Source organism: Microbulbifer maximicatervae (SeqCode) (assembly GCF_052466985.1).
Genome location: NZ_CP174298.1, coordinates 3,199,043 through 3,212,437, shown reverse-complemented (window position 1 = coordinate 3,212,437; position 13,395 = coordinate 3,199,043). Strand labels below are relative to the sequence as shown.

Below are 13,395 nucleotides of genomic sequence, written 5' to 3'. Positions count from 1 at the left end.
AATAGATATGGAACTGAATATCGCTACTCCCGAAGGCGCTAAAGGCACAGTAGCTGTCTCTGAAGTGACTTTCGGACGTGAGTTCAACCAAGATCTGGTACACCAGGCAGTTGTGGCCTACATGGCCGGCGCTCGCCAGGGTACCAAGGCGCAGAAAAATCGTTCTGATGTTTCTGGTGGTGGTAAGAAGCCATGGCGCCAAAAAGGTACTGGCCGCGCACGTGCCGGTACTATCCGCAGCCCGCTGTGGCGTTCCGGTGGCGTAACCTTCGCCGCTGATCCGCGCGATCACAGCGTTAAGCTGAACAAAAAAATGTACCGCGCTGCACTGCGTTGCATTCTGTCTGAGCTGGCTCGTCAGGAGCGCCTGGTAGTGGTTGAGTCCTTTGATGTGGACGCACCCAAGACCAAGCAGCTGGTAAGCAAACTGGCTCAGTTTGACCTGTCCGATGCGCTGATCGTGACTGAAGAGGTTAGCGAAAACCTCTACCTGGCCGCACGCAACTTGCACAAGATCGACGTCCGCGATGTACAGGCGATCGATCCAGTAAGCCTGATTCGCTTTGATAAGGTCGTGGTTACCGTTTCTGCGCTCAAGAAAATTGAAGAGGTGCTGGGATGAACCAAGAGCGACTCTACAAAGTACTGCTGGGCCCGGTAATTTCCGAAAAAGCTGCTGGACTGGCCGATAGCGCCAATCAGGTAGTTTTCAAGGTTACCACCGACGCCGAAAAAGCTGAGATCAAGGCTGCGGTTGAGAAGCTGTTTAACGTTTCCGTTGAGCAGGTTCGCACCGTGAACGTAAAGGGCAAAACCAAACGCACTCGCAATGGCATGGGCCAGCGCAGCGATTGGAAAAAAGCCTACGTTCGCCTGGCTGAGGGCAGCGATATCAATTTTGAAGCTGCTGAGTAAAGGGGACCGTTACAATGGCAATTGTAAAAACAAAACCGACCTCCGCCGGCCGTCGTCACCTGGTTAAGGTTGTTAACACCGACCTGCACAAGGGTGCTCCTTACGCTCCTCTGTTGGAGAGCAAGAGCAAAAGTGGTGGCCGTAACAACAATGGTCGTATCACTACCCGTCACATTGGTGGTGGCCACAAGCAGCACTACCGTGTAATCGACTTCAAGCGCAACAAAGACGGTATTCCGGCTAAAGTTGAGCGTCTGGAGTACGATCCCAACCGCAGCGCACACATCGCTCTGGTGTGTTACGCCGACGGTGAGCGTCGTTACATTATCGCACCGAAAGGCCTGAAAGCAGGTGCCACCATTCAGTCCGGCGATGCCGCACCGATTGTTGTGGGTAACACTCTGCCTCTGCGCAACGTTCCGGTAGGTTCTGTAATCCACGCGATCGAGCTGAAGCCAGGCAAAGGCGCTCAGCTGGCCCGTTCTGCTGGTGCCTCTGTGCAGCTGGTGGCTCGTGAAGGTCAGTATGCGACCATTCGTCTGCGTTCCGGCGAAATGCGCAAGGTTCTCGCTGAGTGCCGCGCAACCCTGGGTGAAGTGAGCAACTCCGAGCACAGCCTGCGCAAGCTGGGTAAAGCTGGTGCTGCACGCTGGCGTGGTGTTCGTCCTACCGTTCGCGGTGTGGCGATGAACCCGGTAGATCACCCGCACGGTGGTGGTGAAGGCCGTACCTCTGGTGGTCGTCATCCGGTTACTCCGTGGGGCGTTCCGACCAAGGGTAAGAAAACGCGCAAGAACAAGCGCACCGATAAGATGATAGTACGTCGTCGCGGCAAGTAAGCCGCGCGATGTCTGAGCAGCTAGAGAGGAATCGACAGTGCCACGCTCATTAAAGAAAGGTCCCTTTATTGATCTGCATTTGATCAAGAAGGTGGAGGCAGCGATTGCAGCAAACGATCGTCGGCCGATTAAAACCTGGTCCCGCCGTTCCATGATTATGCCGGAAATGGTTGGACTGACGATTGCCGTGCACAACGGTCGTCAACACGTGCCCGTTTTGGTTAACGAAGAAATGGTTGGCCATAAACTGGGCGAGTTCGCTGCTACCCGCACTTACCGCGGTCATGCTGCGGACAAGAAAGCGAAGAAGCGCTAAGCCGAGGTTATAAAGATGGAAGTAGCAGCAAAATTACGCGGCGCACGTCTATCGGCGCAAAAGGCGCGACTGGTAGCTGATCAGGTTCGCGGCAAAGGCGTTGAAGAGGCCCTGGATATACTGGCTTTCAGTACTAAAAAGGGTGCGGCGATCATTAAGAAAGTACTGGAGTCGGCCATTGCCAACGCTGAGCACAACGAAGGTGCTGACGTTGACGAGCTGAAGGTTTCCACAATTTTTGTGGACGAAGGTATGACCATGAAGCGCATTAAGCCGCGTGCTAAAGGTCGTGCTGATCGCATTCTTAAGCGTACTTGTCACATCACTGTGAAAGTGGCCGAGAAATAAGAGAGCAGGCGAGAAAACCATGGGACAAAAAGTACATCCTACCGGCATTCGTCTGGGTATCGTTAAAAAGCATACCTCTGTTTGGTATGCCGGCAGCGACGAGTACGCAGACAAGCTGTACACGGATCTGAAAGTTCGCGAATACATTCGCAAAAAACTGGCCCACGCTTCTGTGAGCCGTATCGAGATTGAACGTCCGGCAAACACTGCACGTGTGAAGATTCACACTGCACGTCCGGGCATCGTGATCGGTAAAAAAGGTGAAGACGTAGAACGTCTGCGCAAAGAAGTAAGCGCGCAGATGGGCGTACCTGTGCACATCGACATCGAAGAAGTGCGCAAGCCTGATATGGACGCGGCTCTGGTTGGCCAGAACGTTGCCCAGCAGCTGGAACGCCGTGTTATGTTCCGTCGCGCTATGAAGCGTGCCGTACAGAACGCTATGCGTCAGGGTGCCGAAGGTATCAAGATTCAAGTAAGTGGCCGTCTTGGCGGTGCAGAAATCGCGCGTACCGAATGGTATCGCGAAGGCCGTGTGCCCCTGCACACCCTGCGCGCCAACATCGACTACGCCAATGTTGAAGCGAAGACTACTTACGGCATCATCGGTATCAAGGTGTGGATCTTTAAAGGCGAGGTAATCGGTGACGAAGTGCCCGATGAGAAGCCGGTAAAGAGCCGCAAAAAAGCTGCTAAATAAGGGGTACGCAAATGCTGCAACCAAAGCGTACAAAATTCCGCAAGGTACAGAAGGGTCGCAACCGCGGTCTTGCTCAGCGCGGCTCTAAAGTGAGCTTTGGCGAGTTTGGCCTTAAGGCTACCGGTCGTGGACGCATTACTGCGCGCCAGATCGAAGCGGCTCGTCGCGCAATGACTCGTCACATTAAACGTGGCGGTAAAATCTGGATTCGTGTGTTTCCAGACAAGCCCATTACCAATAAGCCCCTCGAAGTTCGAATGGGTAAAGGTAAAGGTGGCGTTGAATACTGGGTAGCTCAGATCCAGCCGGGCAAGGTCCTCTATGAGATGGAGGGTGTGTCCGAGGAGCTGGCTCGTGAGGCTTTCGCACTAGCTGCGGCCAAGCTGCCTGTAAAAACAACTTTCGTTAAGCGTTCGGTGATGTAATGAAGACTGCAGATCTACGCGAAAAGTCAGTTGAAGAGCTGAACCAGGAACTGCTGAACCAGCTCGAAGCTCAATTTAAGCTTCGTATGCAAAAATCCACCGGTCAACTGGCTCAGACTCATCTGCTGAAGCAGACTCGTCGCGACATTGCTCGCATAAAGACTGTGTTGACCGAGAAGGCAGGTAATTAATCATGGCTGAAGCAAAACTGAAGCGTACTCTGACCGGCAAGGTTGTGAGTGACAAGATGGATAAAACCATCACCGTTTTGATCGAGCGCCGTGTTAAGCACCCGATCTACGGCAAAATTGTAAACAAGTCCACAAAGCTCAAGGCACATGATGAGAACAATGATTGCAGCATCGGTGATGTTGTAACCATCGAGGAATCTCGTCCTCTGTCCAAGAGCAAATCTTGGGCTTTGCAGAAAATTGTAGAGCGTGCGGCGAAGGTATAACCCCTAGCGCATTGACTGCCGAATTGAAAGGTTTCGGAGAGAGACAATGATTCAAGCGGAATCCTACTTAGAAGTAGCTGACAACAGTGGGGCTCGCCGCGTCATGTGCATCAAGGTGCTGGGCGGCTCCCATCGTCGTTATGCCGGCGTGGGCGACATTATCAAGGTAACCGTTAAGGAAGCCATCCCCCGCGGTAAAGTGAAGAAAGGTCAGGTAATGAACGCCGTTGTGGTTCGCACCAAAAAAGGTGTGCGTCGCGCGGACGGTTCCCTGATTAAATTTGACGATAACGCAGCGGTGCTGCTGAACCAGCAACTGGCGCCGGTTGGCACCCGTATTTTTGGTCCGGTAACTCGCGAATTGCGCGGTGAGAAGTTCATGAAGATCATCTCCCTCGCTCCCGAAGTTATCTAGGCCTCGAGCGGAGAAGAGTTATGCGCAAGATCAAGCGTGACGACGAAGTGATCGTTATCGCCGGTCGTGACAAGGGCAAACGTGGTTCAGTACGTAAAGTACTGAACGACGGTCGTCTGATTGTCTCCGGCATACAGATGATCAAAAAGCACCAAAAGCCAAACCCACAGATGGGTATTGCAGGTGGCATCGTTGAGAAAGAAGCTGCTATCCAAGCTTCCAACGTAGCCATCTTCAACCCTAACACCCAGAAGGCTGACCGGGTGGGCTTTAAAGTACTGGAAGACGGCACTAAGATTCGCGTCTTCAAATCCAGCGGCGAAGCCATCTAAGGCTCTTGACGCAAAAGCAGGTTGGTAGATCATGGCAAAGCTTAAAGAGCTCTACACTAAGGACCTCGTGGCCAAGCTAAAAGAAGAGCTTGGTCTCGAGAATGTGATGGCAGTGCCGCGCATCACCAAGATCACCATCAACATGGGTGTTGGTGAAGCGATTGGTGATAAGAAGGTGCTGGAGCACGCTGTCAACGATATGACAGCAATTACTGGTCAAAAGCCCATCGTTACTAAAGCGCGCAAGTCTATTGCGGGCTTTAAGATTCGTGACGGTTGGCCGATCGGCTGCAAGGTAACTCTGCGCGGTGAGCGCATGTATGAGTTCCTGGAGCGTTTGGTTGACATCGCGATTCCGCGTATCCGCGACTTCCGTGGCATTAGCCCGAAGCAGTTCGACGGCCGCGGTAACTTCTCTATGGGCGTGACTGAGCAAATCATCTTCCCGGAAATTGACTACGACAAAGTAGACAAGCTCCGCGGTCTGGATATTTGTATTACCACTACAGCTGCAAACGACGATCAAGGTCGTGCGCTGCTGAAAGCGTTCAACTTCCCTTTCAAGGGTTAAGAGGATTCCATGGCGAAGAAATCCATGATTGCGCGCGAAAACAAGCGCGCTCGAACCGCAGCTAAGTACGCCGAGAAGCGTCAAGAGCTGAAGGCGATCATCGCCAGTTCCACTGCTTCCGAAGAGGAGCAGTGGGAGGCTCAACTCAAGCTGCAGAAAATGCCGCGCGATGCAAGCCCGGTACGTCAGCAACGCCGCTGTCGTATTACTGGTCGCCCCCACGCTGTATACCGCAAGTTCGGCCTGTGCCGTAACAAGCTTCGTGAAGCTGCGATGCGTGGTGATGTTCCTGGCCTCGTGAAGTCCAGCTGGTAATTACCAGCTGGTTTAAGGCAGATTTGAGGAGTCTCATAAGATGAGTATGCAAGATCCGTTGGCAGATATGCTGACTCGCATCCGCAATGCCCTGGCGCGCGGAAAGGCGGAAGTCACCCTGCCATCATCCAAACTGAAAGTAGCAGTGGCCAAAGTCCTGAAAGACGAAGGTTACGTTACTGATTTAAACGTAAGCGAAGGCGCTAAGCCGGAACTGACCATTGCTCTGAAATACTTCCAGGGCAAGCCGGTTATTGCCGAGCTCAATCGCGTTTCCCGTCCGGGCCTGCGCGCTTACACTGGTAAAAAAGCTCTGCCTACCGTACGTGGTGGCCTGGGTGTCGCGATCGTTTCCACCTCTAATGGTGTGATGACTGACCGCGCTGCACGTCAGGCTGGTATCGGTGGCGAAGTGCTTTGCACCGTATTCTAAGCGGGGGTTGCAATGTCTCGAGTAGCAAATAGTCCGGTAGTTATCCCCGCAGGTGTAACCGTAGACCTGAAAGGTCAAAATATCGCTGTTAAAGGCGGTAGCGGTAACCTGGATATGGTTATTCACGGTGATGTAGAAGTGAGCGAGGCTGAAAGCCAGCTGACTTTTGCCGCGCGCAATAACTCCAAGCAGGCCAGAGCCTTGGCGGGTACCACCCGTGCTTTGGTCAATAACATGGTGATAGGCGTAAGCAAGGGCTTCGAGAAGAAGCTGCAGTTGCTGGGTGTTGGTTATCGTGCGAAAGCAGCCGGTAAAGCGGTTAACCTGACCCTGGGCTTCTCCCATCCGATCGATTATCAGTTGCCGGAAGGTGTGACTGCGGAAACTCCATCCCAGACTGAAATCGTACTGAAGAGCAGCAATAAACAGCTGCTGGGCCAAGTGGCCGCTGAGATCCGCTCGTTCCGTCCTCCGGAGCCCTACAAAGGTAAGGGTGTCCGTTATGCCGACGAGCGCGTGTATCGCAAAGAGGCCAAGAAGAAGTAAGTAGGGCATAGATATGAACGTTAAGAAAGCATCTCGCTTGCGTCGTGCACGTCGTGCCCGCGCCAAGATCCGTGAGCTGGGCGCCGTTCGCCTCACCGTGAACCGCACCCCGCGCCACATTTACGCACAGATCCTGTCTGCCGAAGGCAGCGCGGTATTGGCTTCCGCCTCTACCCTGGACAAGGACCTGCGCTCTGGTAAAACTGGCAACGCTGACGCTGCTGCCGCAGTTGGCAAACTGATCGCTGAGCGCGCGAAAGCCGCTGGCGTTGAACAAGTTGCCTTCGATCGTAGCGGCTTCAGATACCATGGCCGTGTTAAGGCTCTGGCTGACGCTGCCCGCGAAGCCGGTCTGAAATTCTAAGGGTTGAGTTATGGCTAGAGAGAAAGACAAAAGCAACGACGAAGGCCTGCAGGAGAAGCTGGTCCAGGTCAACCGCGTTGCCAAGACTGTTAAAGGTGGTCGTATCTTCGCCTTTACCGCACTGACCGTAGTTGGTGATGGCAATGGCCGTGTTGGCTTTGGTCGTGGCAAGGCACGTGAAGTGCCTGTAGCGATTCAAAAGGCGATGGAATCTGCACGCCGCAACATGATCCAGGTAGACCTGAATGGTGACACCATCCAGTACGCTACCAATGGTCGCCACGGCGGTTCCAAGATTTACATGCAGCCCGCTTCCCAGGGTACCGGTGTAATTGCCGGCGGTGCTATGCGCTCCGTTCTGGAAATGGCTGGTGTACACAACGTATTGGCTAAGTGTTACGGCTCCACCAACCCGGTGAACGTAGTACGTGCAACTTTCAAAGCTCTGGAGCAAATGCAGAGCCCGGAAGATGTAGCTGCCAAGCGCGGTAAATCTGTCGAAGAGATTCTGGGCTAATTACAGCTCGGATTTAAGGTTATTGGTGGGTTAAGACCATGGCTAAAAAGACCATAAAAGTGACCCAGACCAAAAGCATCAACGGACGCCTGAAAAGTCATCAGGCGTGCGTTGCGGGTCTGGGCCTGCGCCGCATCGGCCACACAGTGGAAGTGGAGGATACTCCCTCCGTGCGCGGTATGATCAACAAAGTAAACTACCTGGTTAAGGTTGAGGGGGAATAACATGCGTTTGAACGACTTGTCTCCAGCACCAGGCCACAAGCACAGCGCCAAGCGCGTTGGTCGCGGTATTGGTAGCGGAATTGGTAAGACTGGTGGCCGCGGCCACAAAGGTCAGAAAGCGCGTTCCGGCGGCAGTGTTCGTCCGGGCTTCGAAGGCGGTCAGATGCCTTTGCAGAAGCGTCTTCCTAAGTACGGTTTCACCGCTCGTGTTTCTCGCTTTACCGCAGAAGTACGTCTGGCTGAGCTGGCGAAGGTAGAAAATGACGTAATCGATTTGGCAGCGCTTAAGAATGCCGATATTATCGGCAGCCATATTAAACGCGCCAAAGTGTTCCTCTCAGGTGAGCTGACCAAAGCTGTTACCGTTAAGGGTCTGGGAGTTACCAAAGGTGCAAAGGCAGCGATTGAAGCTGCTGGCGGTAAAATAGAAGACTAATCGAGGCGCCAATGGCACGACCAGGATCCGGTGGAAATCCCCTGGGCAACAGCAAGGGATTGGGCGAGCTTTGGGCTCGCCTTCGTTTTCTGTTTCTAGCGATTCTTGTTTATCGACTGGGGACACATATTCCGGTGCCCGGCATTGATCCGGAAAAGCTGTCAAACCTGTTTAACCAGAACCAGGGAACCATCCTTGGCCTGTTTAACATGTTTTCAGGCGGCGCCCTGGAAAGGATGAGTATTCTGGCGCTGGGCATCATGCCCTACATCTCCGCGTCCATCATCATGCAGTTGATGAGCGCGGTGACTCCCTCTCTGGAAGCGTTGAAGAAGGAAGGGGAGGCCGGAAGACGTAAGATCAACCAGTACACCCGCTATCTGACAGTAATACTGGCCCTGATTCAGGGGATCGGTATGACTTTCGGCCTGGCAGGGCAGAACCTGGCTTACTCATCTGAGCCCGCGTTTGGTTTTTACTTTGTGGCGGTAACGTCACTGGTGACTGGTGCTGTATTTATGATGTGGCTCGGTGAGCAGATCACTGAGCGCGGTGTTGGCAACGGCATTTCCATGCTGATTTTTGCCGGTATCGTCGCCGGTTTACCCGGTGCCATCGGCCAGGCATTTGAACAGGCGAGACAGGGTGAGCTGCACATACTCATGCTGTTGATGATTGGCGTCATCGCTCTTGCCGTAGTGTTCTTTGTGGTTGTTATGGAACGCGGCCAGCGCCGCATTACGATCAACCACGCCAGGCGCCAAGCGGGACGCTACTCTGCGGCTCCAGCTGCACAGGCGAGCCACTTGCCGCTGAAGGTAAATATGGCCGGTGTAATTCCGGTAATCTTTGCCAGCAGTATCCTGTTGTTCCCGGCCACACTGGCACAGTGGTTTGGTCAGGGCGGGGAAGGTCTCGGTGCAGAGATCCTGCAGTGGATGGCGTTGCAGCTTGGACCAGGGCAACCGCTGAACATTATTCTGTTCGCACTGTTGATTGGTTTCTTCTGTTTCTTCTACACGGCGTTGATGTTCAACCCGAATGAAGTTGCGGATAACCTGAAAAAGTCCGGTGCTTATGTGCCAGGCATTCGCCCTGGAGAGCAGACGGCCCGCTATATCGATAGCGTGCTGACTCGCCTCACTCTGGTGGGTGCTGTATACATCGCACTGGTATCCCTGCTGCCGCAGTTCCTGGTGGTTGGGTTTAACGTTCCCTTCTATCTGGGGGGTACCTCACTGCTGATCGTTGTAGTCGTAGTGATGGACTTTATGGCACAGGTACAATCGCATCTGCTGTCGCACCAGTACGAGGGTTTGATGAAAAAATCTAACCTGCAAAGCTACGGTCGTCGCTAGGGCGTCGCCTGCTCGCAGTTTGATTGAATTGAGGTAAGGTCATGAAAGTACGCGCTTCTGTAAAAAAGATCTGCCGTAACTGCAAAATCGTGCGTCGCAAGGGTGTTCTGCGGGTAATCTGCAGCGCTGAGCCACGTCACAAGCAGCGTCAAGGCTAAGAAGGGGTCAGCCCCTTGCGGAGAGCGCCCACAGGGCGCCTCTGTAAAAGCTGGAAAAATTCGCTACTCGATACAGCCCCGTATCGAATGGCAACACCCCGGGAAGTTTTTTGGGGTGGGAAGTTAGCAACAGCAAACTTCCAACTGGGGGCGTTGACTGTCGTCTTCATCCGCTTCGGGGGACCGATGCGGACGTTGGCTATTGCAAATTAGTGTCTGAAAAGCTATTCTTGCGCGCCTTTTTGGTGGCGCCGCCGGTTTTTTAGTCGCTGTCAGCGCCGAAATCAAAGTAGAGTCACATACTTAATATAAAGCAGTGACTCCAATACGTGGAGTACGCCTCTATGGCACGTATTGCTGGTGTCAATGTACCAGACCACAAGCACGCCGTAATCTCCCTGACCCACATTTATGGGGTTGGTCGCACTACGGCTAAGTCTATTTTGGCAGCGGTTGGTATCGCTGAATCCACCAAAATCCGCGAACTGTCTGAAGAGCAGATCGAAACCATCCGTGGTGAAGTTGCAAAACTGACCGTGGAAGGCGACCTGCGCCGTGAAATATCCATGAACATCAAGCGTTTGATGGACCTGGGTTGTTATCGCGGTCTGCGTCACCGTCGCAGCTTGCCGCTGCGTGGTCAGCGCACCAAGACCAATGCTCGCACCCGTAAGGGTCCGCGCAAGCCGATTCGCAAGTAAGCCTTAACTAAAAGGCGCGAAATCGCGGTTCAAGATGCCCCGTCCGGCTAATCGCCGAGGGGATTTGATACAGGATTTAGGATACTGGTATGGCTAAGCCAAAAACTACTGTTCGCAAAAAGGTCAAAAAGACCGTTGTCGACGGTATTGCCCACATCCACGCATCGTTCAACAACACGATCGTGACGATCACTGATCGCCAGGGTAATACCCTCAGCTGGGCCACCGCAGGTGGATCTGGCTTCCGTGGCTCGCGTAAGAGCACCCCGTTTGCAGCCCAGGTTGCCGCTGAGCGCGCAGGTACTGCAGCTCAGGAATACGGCCTGAAAAACCTCGACGTAGAAGTTAAGGGCCCTGGCCCCGGTCGCGAATCTGCCGTTCGTGCACTGAACAACTGCGGCTACAAGATCACCAACATCACCGACGTGACGCCTATCCCGCATAACGGATGTCGTCCACCTAAAAAGCGTCGCGTGTAAGAGGGGGCTGACAAAATGGCACGTTATATTGGACCAAAATGTAAACTGTCCCGTCGTGAAGGGACTGACCTGCAGCTGAAGAGTGGTGTTCGTCCGCACGACTCCAAGTGTCGCGCAGAATCCAAACCCGGTCAGCACGGCGCTGGTCGTGGTCGTCTGTCCGACTACGGTATTCAGCTGCGTGAAAAGCAAAAAGTTCGTCGTATCTACGGCGTACTGGAAAAGCAGTTCCGTAACTACTATAAGGAAGCAGCACGTCTGAAGGGCGCTACAGGTGAAAACCTGCTGCAACTTCTCGAGCAGCGTCTGGACAACGTGGTTTACCGCATGGGCTTCGGCTCAACTCGCTCTGAAGCGCGTCAGCTGGTTTCCCACAAAGCGATTCTTGTAAACGGCACTACCGTTAACATCCCTTCTTTCCAGGTTAAAGAAGGCGACGTTATCGCTGTACGTGAGAAAGCCAAGAAGCAGCTGCGTATCCAGAATTCCGTTTCCCTCGCTGCCCAGCGTGGCGATGTCGAGTGGGTAGACGTAAACGCGAGCAAACTGGAAGGCACTTTCAAGCGCACTCCGGATCGTGTCGATCTGCCGGCAGAGATCAACGAAAACCTTATCGTGGAACTGTACTCCAAGTAACAATAAGTCCACTTTAAGGAATGCAACTGTAAACAGGTATGGCTATGCAGACTGCTGTCAACGAGTTTTTGACACCGCGTCGTATTGACGTCACCGAGTACAATCCGAATCACGCCAAAGTGATTTTGGAGCCCCTGGAGCGTGGCTTTGGCCACACTCTTGGCAATGCGCTGCGTCGCATCCTGCTGTCCTCCATGCCGGGCTGCGCCGTCACCGAGGTGGAAATCGAAGGTGTCGAGCACGAGTACAGCGCGATCGAAGGTGTGCAGGAAGATGTAATTGAAATCCTGCTCAACCTGAAAGAAATCGCCGTTGTTATGCACGGTAAGGATCAGGCGGTATTGAGCCTGAGCAAAAAGGGCCCAGGTGCGGTGACTGCTGGAGATATCCAGGTAGATCACGACATCGAGATCGTTAATCCTGAGCACGTGATCGCCAATATTACTGGTGATGTCGAGCTCAACCTGCGTCTCACTGTAGCGCGCGGCCGTGGCTACCAGCCCGCCGATGCTCGTCGTGGCGAAGAAGAGGAAAGCCGTGCAATTGGCCGTCTGCAGCTGGATGCTTCATACAGCCCAGTGCGTCGTGTTTCCTACAGCGTGGAAAGCGCGCGTGTAGAGCAGCGCACTGACCTGGATAAGCTGGTTCTGGATCTGGAGACCAACGGTACCCTGGACCCGGAAGAGGCTATTCGTCGCGCCGCCACTATTCTGCAGCAACAGCTCGCAGTATTTGTGGACCTGGAAGGCGAGAAGGATGCACAGCCGAAGGCTGAAGAGCCTGAAGTTGATCCGGTACTACTGCGCCCGGTAGACGACCTGGAGTTGACTGTACGTTCGGCGAACTGTCTGAAGGCAGAGAACATTTACTACATCGGTGATCTGATTCAGCGCACTGAAGTAGAACTGCTGAAGACGCCGAATCTTGGTAAGAAGTCTCTGACTGAAATCAAGGACGTACTGGCTTCCCGTGGTTTGTCCCTGGGTATGCGCCTGGAAAACTGGCCGCCGGCCAGCCTGAAAGGCGACAGCAAGTTAAGCCCCCTGTAAGCATTTGGTAGTCGCGACGGTGTCGTGATTAGTAGAAAGAACCCGAGCGGTGCTACAGCTTAGCGCGACACCGCTCCAGAACGACCTGCTGTGACAGCAACTTAGGTCGTAAGGAATTGAGTCATGCGTCATCGCTATAGTGGCCGTAAATTCAGCCGCACGAGCGCTCACCGCAAGGCCATGTTCAAGAACATGAGCGCCTCTCTGGTGGAGCACGAACTGATCAAAACCACACTGGCCAAAGCCAAAGAACTGCGCCGCGTTGCCGAGCCGCTGATCACTCTGGCTAAGAAAGACAGTGTTGCTAACCGCCGTCTGGCTTTCGCTCGTATCCGTGATAAGGATGCTGTGCGTAAGCTGTTCGACGAGCTGGGTCCTCGTTACGAAGCCCGTCCTGGTGGTTACATCCGTATCATGAAGTGTGGTTTCCGCGCTGGTGATAAGGCGCCGATGGCATACGTTGAGCTGGTAGACCGTCCTCAAGTAGAAGACGAAGCTGCTGAAGCTTAAGCGTTATTAGCCATAGCGCTACGGAAGGCCGGTCTTTGACCGGCCTTTTTTTTGCCATAAGGAGATTTTTGTATGTCTTTTGAGCAACTGTTAAAGAGTTTGAATCCCGAGATTGTGGGCAGCTTAAAGCGGGCCATTGAACTTGGAAAATGGCCTAATGGTGTTGCGCTATCCCCTGAGCAACGCAGCCTTTGCGCAGAAGCGGTTTCCAATTGGGAGTCCGCAAACCTTCCGCGGGAGCAACAGGTAGGCTATGTGGCGCCGAAGACCAAGGATGAGCCCTGTGTAGGAAAAAAAGACGATGAGCAAGCTGTTAACTGGGTTGGCTAGCTAATCAGTCTGTAAGATATT

27 protein-coding genes are annotated in these 13,395 nt (G+C 53.6%); all 27 read left to right on the top strand.

Annotated features, from left to right (window positions below; all coding sequences use genetic code 11):
- Positions 1–7 precede the first annotated feature (7 nt).
- The 27 genes from rplD to ACJJI3_RS14125 all read left to right on the top strand — a co-directional run bounded on the left by rplD (position 8) and on the right by ACJJI3_RS14125 (position 13,374).
- Entirely contained in the window at positions 8–622 is a 615-nt protein-coding gene (gene rplD / locus ACJJI3_RS14255) for a 50S ribosomal protein L4 (RefSeq protein WP_020411385.1), read from the top strand.
- Positions 619–915 (top strand): 50S ribosomal protein L23, encoded by a 297-nt coding sequence (gene rplW / locus ACJJI3_RS14250; protein ID WP_282934398.1) that lies wholly within the window; start codon positions 619–621, stop codon positions 913–915. The genes rplD and rplW overlap by 4 nt, the downstream gene beginning before the upstream one ends.
- Before the next feature lie 14 nt (positions 916–929).
- The gene (gene rplB / locus ACJJI3_RS14245; protein ID WP_108731657.1) at positions 930–1,754 is read left to right on the top strand and encodes a 50S ribosomal protein L2; all 825 of its coding nucleotides are present in this window, start codon (positions 930–932) and stop codon (positions 1,752–1,754) included.
- A gap of 37 nt (positions 1,755–1,791) precedes the next feature.
- Complete coding sequence (rpsS, locus tag ACJJI3_RS14240; protein WP_069946924.1) at positions 1,792–2,070, top strand: 30S ribosomal protein S19; 279 nt, start codon at positions 1,792–1,794, stop codon at positions 2,068–2,070.
- 15 nt (positions 2,071–2,085) lie between these two features.
- On the top strand, positions 2,086–2,418 hold the full coding sequence (gene rplV, locus ACJJI3_RS14235) for a 50S ribosomal protein L22 (protein WP_282934397.1): 333 nt from the start codon (positions 2,086–2,088) through the stop codon (positions 2,416–2,418).
- A 19-nt stretch (positions 2,419–2,437) separates the two neighbouring features.
- Positions 2,438–3,118, top strand: a complete 681-nt coding sequence (gene rpsC / locus ACJJI3_RS14230) for a 30S ribosomal protein S3 (RefSeq protein WP_282934396.1) — start codon at positions 2,438–2,440, stop codon at positions 3,116–3,118.
- Positions 3,119–3,129: 11 nt separating this feature from the next.
- Positions 3,130–3,543 (top strand): 50S ribosomal protein L16, encoded by a 414-nt coding sequence (rplP, locus tag ACJJI3_RS14225; protein ID WP_282934395.1) that lies wholly within the window; start codon positions 3,130–3,132, stop codon positions 3,541–3,543.
- Complete coding sequence (gene rpmC, locus ACJJI3_RS14220) at positions 3,543–3,734, top strand: 50S ribosomal protein L29 (protein ID WP_020411392.1); 192 nt, start codon at positions 3,543–3,545, stop codon at positions 3,732–3,734. Before rplP ends, rpmC begins: the two co-directional genes overlap by 1 nt.
- Before the next feature lie 2 nt (positions 3,735–3,736).
- Positions 3,737–4,000: a 30S ribosomal protein S17 gene (gene rpsQ, locus ACJJI3_RS14215; protein WP_108731660.1), complete on the top strand. Its 264-nt coding sequence runs from the start codon at positions 3,737–3,739 to the stop codon at positions 3,998–4,000.
- A 46-nt stretch (positions 4,001–4,046) separates the two neighbouring features.
- Positions 4,047–4,415, top strand: coding sequence for a 50S ribosomal protein L14 (gene rplN / locus ACJJI3_RS14210; RefSeq protein WP_067151032.1), 369 nt, complete (start codon positions 4,047–4,049; stop codon positions 4,413–4,415).
- A 20-nt stretch (positions 4,416–4,435) separates the two neighbouring features.
- A complete protein-coding gene (gene rplX / locus ACJJI3_RS14205) occupies positions 4,436–4,747 on the top strand; it encodes a 50S ribosomal protein L24 (RefSeq protein ID WP_108731661.1) in 312 nt (103 codons plus the stop codon).
- Between the two features lie 31 nt (positions 4,748–4,778).
- Positions 4,779–5,318: a 50S ribosomal protein L5 gene (gene rplE / locus ACJJI3_RS14200; RefSeq protein ID WP_020411396.1), complete on the top strand. Its 540-nt coding sequence runs from the start codon at positions 4,779–4,781 to the stop codon at positions 5,316–5,318.
- A gap of 9 nt (positions 5,319–5,327) precedes the next feature.
- Positions 5,328–5,633, top strand: coding sequence for a 30S ribosomal protein S14 (gene rpsN / locus ACJJI3_RS14195; RefSeq protein ID WP_020411397.1), 306 nt, complete (start codon positions 5,328–5,330; stop codon positions 5,631–5,633).
- A 40-nt stretch (positions 5,634–5,673) separates the two neighbouring features.
- A complete protein-coding gene (gene rpsH, locus ACJJI3_RS14190; protein ID WP_282934394.1) occupies positions 5,674–6,066 on the top strand; it encodes a 30S ribosomal protein S8 in 393 nt (130 codons plus the stop codon).
- A gap of 12 nt (positions 6,067–6,078) precedes the next feature.
- The gene (gene rplF / locus ACJJI3_RS14185) at positions 6,079–6,612 is read left to right on the top strand and encodes a 50S ribosomal protein L6 (RefSeq protein ID WP_282934393.1); all 534 of its coding nucleotides are present in this window, start codon (positions 6,079–6,081) and stop codon (positions 6,610–6,612) included.
- A 13-nt stretch (positions 6,613–6,625) separates the two neighbouring features.
- Positions 6,626–6,976, top strand: a complete 351-nt coding sequence (rplR, locus tag ACJJI3_RS14180; protein WP_282934392.1) for a 50S ribosomal protein L18 — start codon at positions 6,626–6,628, stop codon at positions 6,974–6,976.
- A gap of 10 nt (positions 6,977–6,986) precedes the next feature.
- Complete coding sequence (gene rpsE, locus ACJJI3_RS14175; RefSeq protein ID WP_282934391.1) at positions 6,987–7,493, top strand: 30S ribosomal protein S5; 507 nt, start codon at positions 6,987–6,989, stop codon at positions 7,491–7,493.
- Positions 7,494–7,531: 38 nt separating this feature from the next.
- On the top strand, positions 7,532–7,717 hold the full coding sequence (rpmD, locus tag ACJJI3_RS14170; protein ID WP_020411402.1) for a 50S ribosomal protein L30: 186 nt from the start codon (positions 7,532–7,534) through the stop codon (positions 7,715–7,717).
- 1 nt (position 7,718) lies between these two features.
- The gene (rplO, locus tag ACJJI3_RS14165; RefSeq protein ID WP_282934390.1) at positions 7,719–8,153 is read left to right on the top strand and encodes a 50S ribosomal protein L15; all 435 of its coding nucleotides are present in this window, start codon (positions 7,719–7,721) and stop codon (positions 8,151–8,153) included.
- 11 nt (positions 8,154–8,164) lie between these two features.
- Positions 8,165–9,511, top strand: coding sequence for a preprotein translocase subunit SecY (secY, locus tag ACJJI3_RS14160; RefSeq protein WP_282934389.1), 1,347 nt, complete (start codon positions 8,165–8,167; stop codon positions 9,509–9,511).
- Between the two features lie 41 nt (positions 9,512–9,552).
- On the top strand, positions 9,553–9,669 hold the full coding sequence (rpmJ, locus tag ACJJI3_RS14155; protein WP_010133825.1) for a 50S ribosomal protein L36: 117 nt from the start codon (positions 9,553–9,555) through the stop codon (positions 9,667–9,669).
- A 344-nt stretch (positions 9,670–10,013) separates the two neighbouring features.
- Positions 10,014–10,370 (top strand): 30S ribosomal protein S13, encoded by a 357-nt coding sequence (gene rpsM, locus ACJJI3_RS14150; RefSeq protein ID WP_282934388.1) that lies wholly within the window; start codon positions 10,014–10,016, stop codon positions 10,368–10,370.
- Between the two features lie 89 nt (positions 10,371–10,459).
- Positions 10,460–10,849: a 30S ribosomal protein S11 gene (gene rpsK, locus ACJJI3_RS14145; protein WP_020411406.1), complete on the top strand. Its 390-nt coding sequence runs from the start codon at positions 10,460–10,462 to the stop codon at positions 10,847–10,849.
- A gap of 15 nt (positions 10,850–10,864) precedes the next feature.
- Positions 10,865–11,485: a 30S ribosomal protein S4 gene (gene rpsD / locus ACJJI3_RS14140; RefSeq protein WP_108731669.1), complete on the top strand. Its 621-nt coding sequence runs from the start codon at positions 10,865–10,867 to the stop codon at positions 11,483–11,485.
- A 44-nt stretch (positions 11,486–11,529) separates the two neighbouring features.
- Positions 11,530–12,534 (top strand): DNA-directed RNA polymerase subunit alpha, encoded by a 1,005-nt coding sequence (locus tag ACJJI3_RS14135; protein ID WP_282934387.1) that lies wholly within the window; start codon positions 11,530–11,532, stop codon positions 12,532–12,534.
- A gap of 123 nt (positions 12,535–12,657) precedes the next feature.
- Positions 12,658–13,044, top strand: coding sequence for a 50S ribosomal protein L17 (gene rplQ, locus ACJJI3_RS14130; protein ID WP_108731671.1), 387 nt, complete (start codon positions 12,658–12,660; stop codon positions 13,042–13,044).
- Positions 13,045–13,116: 72 nt separating this feature from the next.
- Positions 13,117–13,374, top strand: coding sequence for a YeaC family protein (locus tag ACJJI3_RS14125; RefSeq protein WP_413664284.1), 258 nt, complete (start codon positions 13,117–13,119; stop codon positions 13,372–13,374).
- Positions 13,375–13,395: the final 21 nt, after the last annotated feature.

Excerpts from the sequence above, each read along its gene's own strand:
- rpsQ (WP_108731660.1), top strand. The coding sequence starts at position 3,737 with ATGGCTGAAGCAAAACTGAAGCGTACTCTGACCGGCAAGGTTGTGAGT.
- rplE (WP_020411396.1), top strand. The coding sequence starts at position 4,779 with ATGGCAAAGCTTAAAGAGCTCTACACTAAGGACCTCGTGGCCAAGCTA.
- rpsK (WP_020411406.1), top strand. The coding sequence starts at position 10,460 with ATGGCTAAGCCAAAAACTACTGTTCGCAAAAAGGTCAAAAAGACCGTT.
- rpmC (WP_020411392.1), top strand. The coding sequence starts at position 3,543 with ATGAAGACTGCAGATCTACGCGAAAAGTCAGTTGAAGAGCTGAACCAG.
- rpsC (WP_282934396.1), top strand. The coding sequence starts at position 2,438 with ATGGGACAAAAAGTACATCCTACCGGCATTCGTCTGGGTATCGTTAAA.
- secY (WP_282934389.1), top strand. The coding sequence starts at position 8,165 with ATGGCACGACCAGGATCCGGTGGAAATCCCCTGGGCAACAGCAAGGGA.
- rplD (WP_020411385.1), top strand. The coding sequence starts at position 8 with ATGGAACTGAATATCGCTACTCCCGAAGGCGCTAAAGGCACAGTAGCT.
- ACJJI3_RS14125 (WP_413664284.1), top strand. The coding sequence starts at position 13,117 with ATGTCTTTTGAGCAACTGTTAAAGAGTTTGAATCCCGAGATTGTGGGC.
- rpsH (WP_282934394.1), top strand. The coding sequence starts at position 5,674 with ATGAGTATGCAAGATCCGTTGGCAGATATGCTGACTCGCATCCGCAAT.
- rpsN (WP_020411397.1), top strand. The coding sequence starts at position 5,328 with ATGGCGAAGAAATCCATGATTGCGCGCGAAAACAAGCGCGCTCGAACC.
- rplV (WP_282934397.1), top strand. The coding sequence starts at position 2,086 with ATGGAAGTAGCAGCAAAATTACGCGGCGCACGTCTATCGGCGCAAAAG.
- rplQ (WP_108731671.1), top strand. The coding sequence starts at position 12,658 with ATGCGTCATCGCTATAGTGGCCGTAAATTCAGCCGCACGAGCGCTCAC.
- rplN (WP_067151032.1), top strand. The coding sequence starts at position 4,047 with ATGATTCAAGCGGAATCCTACTTAGAAGTAGCTGACAACAGTGGGGCT.
- rpsE (WP_282934391.1), top strand. The coding sequence starts at position 6,987 with ATGGCTAGAGAGAAAGACAAAAGCAACGACGAAGGCCTGCAGGAGAAG.
- rpmD (WP_020411402.1), top strand. The coding sequence starts at position 7,532 with ATGGCTAAAAAGACCATAAAAGTGACCCAGACCAAAAGCATCAACGGA.
- rplX (WP_108731661.1), top strand. The coding sequence starts at position 4,436 with ATGCGCAAGATCAAGCGTGACGACGAAGTGATCGTTATCGCCGGTCGT.
- rplW (WP_282934398.1), top strand. The coding sequence starts at position 619 with ATGAACCAAGAGCGACTCTACAAAGTACTGCTGGGCCCGGTAATTTCC.
- rpmJ (WP_010133825.1), top strand. The coding sequence starts at position 9,553 with ATGAAAGTACGCGCTTCTGTAAAAAAGATCTGCCGTAACTGCAAAATC.
- rplF (WP_282934393.1), top strand. The coding sequence starts at position 6,079 with ATGTCTCGAGTAGCAAATAGTCCGGTAGTTATCCCCGCAGGTGTAACC.
- ACJJI3_RS14135 (WP_282934387.1), top strand. The coding sequence starts at position 11,530 with ATGCAGACTGCTGTCAACGAGTTTTTGACACCGCGTCGTATTGACGTC.
- rplB (WP_108731657.1), top strand. The coding sequence starts at position 930 with ATGGCAATTGTAAAAACAAAACCGACCTCCGCCGGCCGTCGTCACCTG.
- rplR (WP_282934392.1), top strand. The coding sequence starts at position 6,626 with ATGAACGTTAAGAAAGCATCTCGCTTGCGTCGTGCACGTCGTGCCCGC.
- rpsD (WP_108731669.1), top strand. The coding sequence starts at position 10,865 with ATGGCACGTTATATTGGACCAAAATGTAAACTGTCCCGTCGTGAAGGG.
- rplP (WP_282934395.1), top strand. The coding sequence starts at position 3,130 with ATGCTGCAACCAAAGCGTACAAAATTCCGCAAGGTACAGAAGGGTCGC.
- rplO (WP_282934390.1), top strand. The coding sequence starts at position 7,719 with ATGCGTTTGAACGACTTGTCTCCAGCACCAGGCCACAAGCACAGCGCC.
- rpsM (WP_282934388.1), top strand. The coding sequence starts at position 10,014 with ATGGCACGTATTGCTGGTGTCAATGTACCAGACCACAAGCACGCCGTA.